Origin of the sequence: Brachybacterium sp. J153, from assembly GCF_036311905.1 — a bacterium.
In the GTDB taxonomy this organism is placed as follows: domain Bacteria; phylum Actinomycetota; class Actinomycetes; order Actinomycetales; family Dermabacteraceae; genus Brachybacterium.
Genome location: NZ_JAZDCH010000030.1, coordinates 1 through 6,510 on the forward strand (window position 1 = coordinate 1; position 6,510 = coordinate 6,510).

Consider the following 6,510-nt stretch of genomic DNA (forward strand, 5'->3'; position numbering starts at 1 on the left):
GGCTGGGCTGGGCTGGGCTGGGCTGGGCTGGGCTGGGCTGGGCTGGGCTGGGCTGGGCTGGGCCACCCAGCCAGCCCGCCCCAGACCTCACCCGCCGCTGACCGCCCCCGCCGCGGCGGTGGCGGGGGAGAGCCCATCGCGCATCGCGCGTCGGCCCTGCAGGACCGCCCCCGCGAGGCCGAGGACGAGCCCCAGGAGGAGCCAGCCCGAGAGCCACAGCAGGTCTCCGCGCGGATCGATCCAGCCGCCGCCGATCGCGCCGCGCAGCGCGTCGACCGCATGGCTCATCGGCAGGTACGGGTGCAGGACCTGGAAGAAGCGGGGCAGGGTCGGGACGGGATAGGTGCCGCCTGCGCCGGAGACCTGCAGCGCGATGAGCACCAGGGCGACGAACTTGCCGACCGGGCCCAGTAGCGCTCCGAAGCCATGGTTGAGCGTCACGAACACGGCCCCGGCGAGCAGGGCGATCCCGACCATCAGGCCCAGGTGGTCGACCTCGACCCCGATGCCCCAGTGGAGGACGCCCACGGCGATGAGCGCCTGCAGCGCCCCGAGGCCGAGCGCCGGCAGCAGGCCCCCGGCGAGGAGACGCAGCGGGGACGCCCCCGCGGCCGCCGCCTCCGCCGAGAAGGGCGACATCATCAGGAAGATCGCCATGCCGCCGACCCACAGGCCGATGCACAGGAACAGCGGCGCCAGGCCCTCCCCGAAGCGGGTCAGCTCGTGGAGGCGGTCGAAGGTCATCTGTACCGGATCCGCGGCGGTCGCGGAGAGGTGCTCCCGCTCGGCGTCGGTGTACGTCGGGACGTCGTCGACGGAGCCCTCGAGGCCCTCGTGCAGCTCGTCCGCGCCGTCCTCGAGCTGGGCGGCGCCGTCGTCGAGGGAGGTCGCGCCCTCGGCGAGGCGGGTCGCGCCGTCGTCGACCTGGTCCGCCCCGTCCGCGAGGTCGCCCGCTCCGTCCGCGAGGGTCCCCGCGCCGGAGGCGAGGGTGTCGGCCCCGTCCGCGGCGGTGGTCGCTCCGTCGGCGAGCTGCTCCGACCCGTTCGCGAGGGTGGTCGACCCCGCGGCGAGCTCGTCCGCGCCGTCGGCGGCGGTGCCGACACCGTCGGTGTACCGCACGACGCCCGTGGAGAGGTCCGTCGCGCCCGAGGAGGCGGTGCCGGTCGCGGCGCGAAGCTGCTCGGCGCCGCTCGCGACCTGCTGGGCGCCGTCATCGAGGCGGTGCACGTCCTCCGCGCCCTGCTGCAGCGTCGCGTACGCCTCGGGCGCGGCCTGTGCCGCGGTGCGCGCCTGCGAGGCCAGCTCGTCGGCGAGGCTCGAGGCGGTGGGGTCCTCGGCCGACGGGGCCCCGGCCAGCACCTCGGCGAGCGAGGTGTCGAGGTTGCCCGCCGCGGTGGCGAGCGCGGAGACGTCCTCGCGCAGGGTGCCGATGTCGGAGGCGAGCTGCTCGGTCGTGGTCGCGCGGCTCTCGAGGTCGGTCGCGACGCGGTCCGCGGCGGCGTCGATCGAGGCGGCGGTCTCGGAGAGCTCGGTGGACTGTGAGGCGGCGTCGGTCGCGTCGGTCTCGGCGGTGCTCGCATCGGCGGCGGCGGTCGCGGCGGCCTCGCGGGTCGCGGGGGAGTCCTCGGAGAGGGCGGTGAGGTCCGCGCAGAACTGCTCGTCGGCGCCCGAGTCGGCACAGCGGGCGGCGAGGTCGTCCACCCCGTCGGCGTAGCCGGCGACGGTCTCTGAGGCGGTGTCGGCGCTGCTGCGGGCGGTCGTCGCGGAGGTCGCCGCGTCCTGGACGGCGGTGTCGAGGGTGCCGGCGTCGGCCGCGATGTCCCGCGCGCCGTCGCGAACGGTGGCGGCGTCGGCGGAGCGGTCCGCGGCCGACGTGGCGAGATCCTGCGCGGCGGTGTCGGCCTCGCCCGCGGCGGTGTCGAGGGCGGTCGCGTCCTCGGCGAGGGTGCCGGCGTCGGAGGCCGGGGCGGCGAGGGAGTCGGCGAGGTTCTCGAGCGCATCGATCGCGGCGACCAGATCATCGCTCGTGGCCTGCACGGACTCCTCGGTGACGCCGAGGTCGGCGAGGGACTGCTCCGCCGCGGAGACGGTCTCGTCGAGGGCGGCGGTGCCGTCGGCGACCTGGCGGCTGCCGTCGGCGAGGGAGCCGGCGCCCGCGTCGATCTGCGCGGTCCCGTCGGCGAGCTGCTGCGCACCGTCGCGGAGCGGGGTGCCCTGGGCGTCGAGCTCGGCGAGCCCGCCGTCGAGCTGCTGGGCGCCCGCTGCGAGGGTCGCGGTGCCGTCCTGGAGGGTGATCGCGCCGGAGGCCAGCTCGTCGAGTCCGGCGACCAGGTCGAGGGATCCCGCGTGCAGGTCGGAGGCCCCGTCGGCGAGGTCGTCGGCCCCGCTTGCGAGCTGGCCGGTGCCGTCCTCGAGGTCCGCGGTGCCGGTGACCAGCTCTCCGGTGCCCTCGTGCAGCTCGGTGCTGCCGTCCGCGAGCTCTCCGGAGCCGGAGGCGGCGTCCTCGAGGCCGTCGTGGACGCTCGTGAACCCCACGTACACCTGGTCGAGGTACTCCTCGAGCACGCTGTCGCGCAGGGACGCGGTCAGGGCGGTGCCGATCGACTTGGTGAAGTTGCCGCCCACGTAGTTGACGGAGTCGTTGGTGGTGACGGTGAGCATCGCGGGGGCGGCGTCGGCCGCGTCGCCGCCGAGGGAGGCGACCTGGCGGGAGAAGTCCGCGGGGACCTCGATCGTCGCGCCGTAGGTCCCGTTGGCCAGGCCCGCCCGGGCCTGGGCGGGGGTGGTCTCGACGAAGCGGTAGACGGTCCCGGACTCCTCCCGCGTGACCAGCTCCTCCGTGAACTCGGCGCCGACGTCGAGATGCGTCGTGGTGCCGTCGGGGGAGGTGGAGTCCGCACCCTCGTCGAGATTCACGACGGCCGCGGTGATCCCGCTGAGACGCCCCGAGGGGTCATGGAAGGACCAGGTCATCGCGCCGGAGTAGATGAGCGGCACGAGGGCGAGGCCGGCCACGAAGAGGGCGGCGATCGGCTTCTTCCACTCGGCGGGCAGCAGCGCCGCGGCGCGGGAGCGGGCAGTGGCGCGGGCGGAGCGCGTCGGGGTCGGGGCCGGCGAAGGCGTCGCCGAGGGCTCCGACGAGGTGGACGAGGCGGGCGCGGCGGACGAGGGGGTGCGCGGGACACGGGGAGAATCCATCACGGAAAGCGACGATACAGCAATGTATCGAATACGCGAGTGTATGCAGCGCGGAGTGAGGAGGTAGACAGCGGCGCGCACGAGGCCCGCCGTCCCGCCCGGGCGCGATTCAGGCGGGCAGGTCCACGACCCACGGCTGCCGCGGGAGGGTCGCCGGGTCCCAGGCCGCGAGCACCGCGTCCGCACTCCGGAGGCCGGGCAGGCCGATCGAGGCCGCGAGCCGCTCGAGGACGTCCGCCGCCGACTCGCCGCGCGCGAGCCGATCCCGCAAGGTCACCGCCCCGTCCCGCTTGGCGAGGCGCGCCCCCGAGGGGCCGAGCGCGAGCGGCACGTGGGCGTAGCCGGGCTCGGGCAGCCCGAGCAGATGTGCGAGGTGCGCCTGGCGGGGCGCGGAGCTCAGCAGGTCATCGCCCCGGGTCACCTGGTCCACTCCGAGCGCGGCGTCGTCGACGACCACCGCCAGGTTGTAGGCGACGACGCCGTCACCTCGACGCAGCACCAGGTCGTCGACGGCCCCGGTGACCGTCCCCGCCCACAGGTCCTCGACCTCCCAGGAGTCGACCGCGGCGCGCAGCCGCAGCGCGGGCTTCCGGCGCAGGAGGCGCATCCGCTCCCTTCCGGCCTCTCGCTCCGTCGGCGTCAGATCCCGGCAGGTCCCCGGATAGGCGCCGGGAGGGGCGTGCGGGGCCGACGGCGCCTCGAGGATCTCGCGCCGCGTGCAGTAGCACTCGAAGGTCCGGCCGTCCGCGACCAGGCGCTGGATCGCGGCCTCGTGGGCCTCGCCGCGCTCGCTCTGAAGGACCACCTCGCCGTCCCAGTCCAGGCCGAGGGCGGCGAGGTCCTCGAGCTGTCGCGCGGCGGCGCCCTCCTGGACCCGGTCGAGGTCCTCGAGGCGGAGGTGGAAGGCGCGGTCGGTGCGGCGGGCCAGCGCCCAGGCGAGGAGCGCGGTGCGCAGGTTCCCCAGGTGCAGATCGCCGCTCGGGGAGGGGGCGTAGCGGCCCGCTCCGACGGCGGTGGAGGTCATGGCCCCGCAGTCTACGGAGCGTCCTCCGGAGGGAGGACGAGCAGCAGATCCCCGTCCCGACCGCCGGGGACGGTTCGCGTGGCCGCGGCGGGGCGGAAGCCGAGTCGGTCGGCGAGGGCGCAGGAGGCCTCGTTGCCGCGCGCGGTCACCGCGACCACCTCGACCCCGCGCGGGCGGAGCCGGGGAGCGGCGAGCACCGTCCGCATCGCCTCGGTGGCCACGCCCCGGCCCTGCACCGCGGGGGCTATCCGCCAGTAGGCGCTCAGCACCGGGCCGTCGTCGGTCGCGAGCGGGGAGACGCCGACGACTCCGAGCAGGCCGGGCGGCAGTCCGCCGGCTCCGCCGCCCGGGCCCGTCGGCGGCTCACCGGTTCCGCCGCCCGGGCAGCCTGCCGCGCCCCCGTCGGCCGTGCGACCCACGGCGCCCCCGTCGGCCGCTCGCACCGTCAGATACCCGCGCCCCTCCCGCGCCCACACAGCGCGCCACTGGCCGAGCACCCAGCGCATCTGCACCCGGTCCGTGAGCGGCGGGGTCGTGTCGCCCCGGAAGGCGGCGGGGTCGGCGTGGAGCGCGAACAGCTCCTCGAGGTCGTCCGCCGCGACCGGGGCGAGGCGCAGCCGGGGCGTGGACAGACGCACGGCGCGGCGATCACCGCCCGAGGACGGGATCGCCGCGCCGTGCACGCGGGCTCCGGGAGCGGAGCTCAGCGGATGATCAGGCGTCACCGCGGTGGGTGCCGCGCTTCTCCTCGCCCGCCGAAGCGGACTCGTCGGACTCCACCTTGACCTCCTTGGGCGTGGTGTCCGCGCCGTGGGAGTCGCCCTTGAGGGACTGCGCCACGTCGCCGGCATCGGCCGAGCCGACGGTGTCCGAGACGGTGTCGGAGTCGGAGTCGCTCGCGGCGGAGGCGGGGTAGTGGGCGCGGGCGAAGTCCGCCGGCGGGGCCCAGGGGTCCTCGACCGGGCGGGTCTTCTGCCACACCACGTACCCGGCGGCGGCACCGGCCGCGGCGAGGCCCAGGATCAGCAGGACCTTCCCGGCGCGGTTCTTCTTGGCCACGGGGGCGGGGGCGAGGGCGGCCTTGATGTCGCCCTGGCCCTTGAGCAGCTCGCCGCGCGCGGCGTCGACCGCGGCCTTGAGCACGTCACCGGTCGCAGTGGCGGTCTTGCGGGCGCGGGGCAGGTAGTCGTCCTCCACGTCGTGGCGGAACTTCTCGGCGCGGGGGCCGAGGTTGCCGGACAGCTCGGACAGCTTCTCGCCCTGCTTGCGCAGCTGCTTCTCGACCTCGGGGCCGTACTGGCCCTTGAGGTCGGTGGCCAGCTCGGAGGCCTTGTGCGCGGCCTCGCGGGCGCCCTCGGACACCACGGGGCCGATGGTCGAGGCCAGTTTCTGCAGCTCCTCGACGGCCTTCTCCGCCTTCTGTGCGGTGGTGCCGACGGCGTCCTGCGCCGCGGTCGCCTGCTTCGCGGCCTTCTTGGCCGCGCGCTTGGTGTGCGCCATGGGGTTCCCCTCTCGGTCGTGTCCGCCGGCTAGGGGCCGACGATGGTCCTCGGGCCCCGGCGCCCTGCAGGACGCCCGGACCTGATCGCCCCAACTCTAACGCGAACGGGTGACGATGCTCCCAGGAGGATCCCGGGCAGGTGCTGTGCGAGGATTGCCGCATGTTCGCAACTCTGCACACCAACCACGGGGACATCCGTCTCGAGCTGTTCCCCGATCACGCTCCCAAGACCGTCGAGAACTTCGTGGGCCTCGCCGAGGGCACCCGCGAGTTCTCCGACGCCGAGACCGGCGAGAAGGTGACCCGCCCCTTCTACGACGGCGTCGTCTTCCACCGCATCATCTCCGGCTTCATGATCCAGGGCGGTGACCCGCTGGGCACCGGCACCGGCGGCCCCGGCTACACCTTCGACGACGAGATCTCGGAGAAGAACTTCCGCGAGCCCTACGTGCTGGCCATGGCCAACGCGGGCAAGCGCATGAACGCGATCACCGGTCGCCCCGCGGGCACCAATGGCTCGCAGTTCTTCATCACCGTGGGCCCGACCCCGCACCTGCAGGGCAAGCACACCGTGTTCGGCGTCGTCGCCGACGAGGACTCCAAGAAGGTCGTCGACGAGATCGCCGCGGTCAAGACCGACATGCGCGACCGTCCCCTCGAGGACGTCGTGATCGAGAAGGTCACCGTCGAGAAGTGATCCCCCGGGCGCCCGCGCCCTGGATGGATAGAGCGGCCCGGGCCCAACCGTGGGTGTCGGGCCACTGTGATGGAAGTGAGGTGCTGGTTT

General features: G+C 74.9%; 5 protein-coding genes. 1 reads left to right on the forward strand and 4 read right to left on the reverse strand.

Features of this window, described 5'->3' with window-relative positions:
* Positions 1-87: 87 nt before the first annotated feature.
* The 4 genes from V1258_RS14700 to V1258_RS14715 form a co-directional block, all read right to left on the reverse strand.
* Entirely contained in the window at positions 88-3,198 is a 3,111-nt protein-coding gene (locus V1258_RS14700) for a YhgE/Pip domain-containing protein (protein WP_329750380.1), read from the reverse strand.
* Positions 3,199-3,307: 109 nt separating this feature from the next.
* Positions 3,308-4,222 carry a tRNA glutamyl-Q(34) synthetase GluQRS gene (gene gluQRS / locus V1258_RS14705; RefSeq protein ID WP_329750381.1) on the reverse strand — a complete coding sequence of 305 codons (915 nt, stop codon included), beginning with the start codon at positions 4,220-4,222 and terminating at the stop codon, positions 3,308-3,310.
* 11 nt (positions 4,223-4,233) lie between these two features.
* On the reverse strand, positions 4,234-4,947 hold the full coding sequence (locus tag V1258_RS14710) for a GNAT family N-acetyltransferase (RefSeq protein WP_329750382.1): 714 nt from the start codon (positions 4,945-4,947) through the stop codon (positions 4,234-4,236).
* Positions 4,937-5,722 (reverse strand): hypothetical protein, encoded by a 786-nt coding sequence (locus V1258_RS14715; protein WP_329750383.1) that lies wholly within the window; start codon positions 5,720-5,722, stop codon positions 4,937-4,939. The genes V1258_RS14710 and V1258_RS14715 overlap by 11 nt, the downstream gene beginning before the upstream one ends.
* A 161-nt stretch (positions 5,723-5,883) precedes the next feature.
* Between V1258_RS14715 and V1258_RS14720 the strand changes: the two genes are divergently transcribed.
* Positions 5,884-6,420, forward strand: coding sequence for a peptidylprolyl isomerase (locus V1258_RS14720; RefSeq protein ID WP_329745713.1), 537 nt, complete (start codon positions 5,884-5,886; stop codon positions 6,418-6,420).
* Positions 6,421-6,510: the final 90 nt, after the last annotated feature.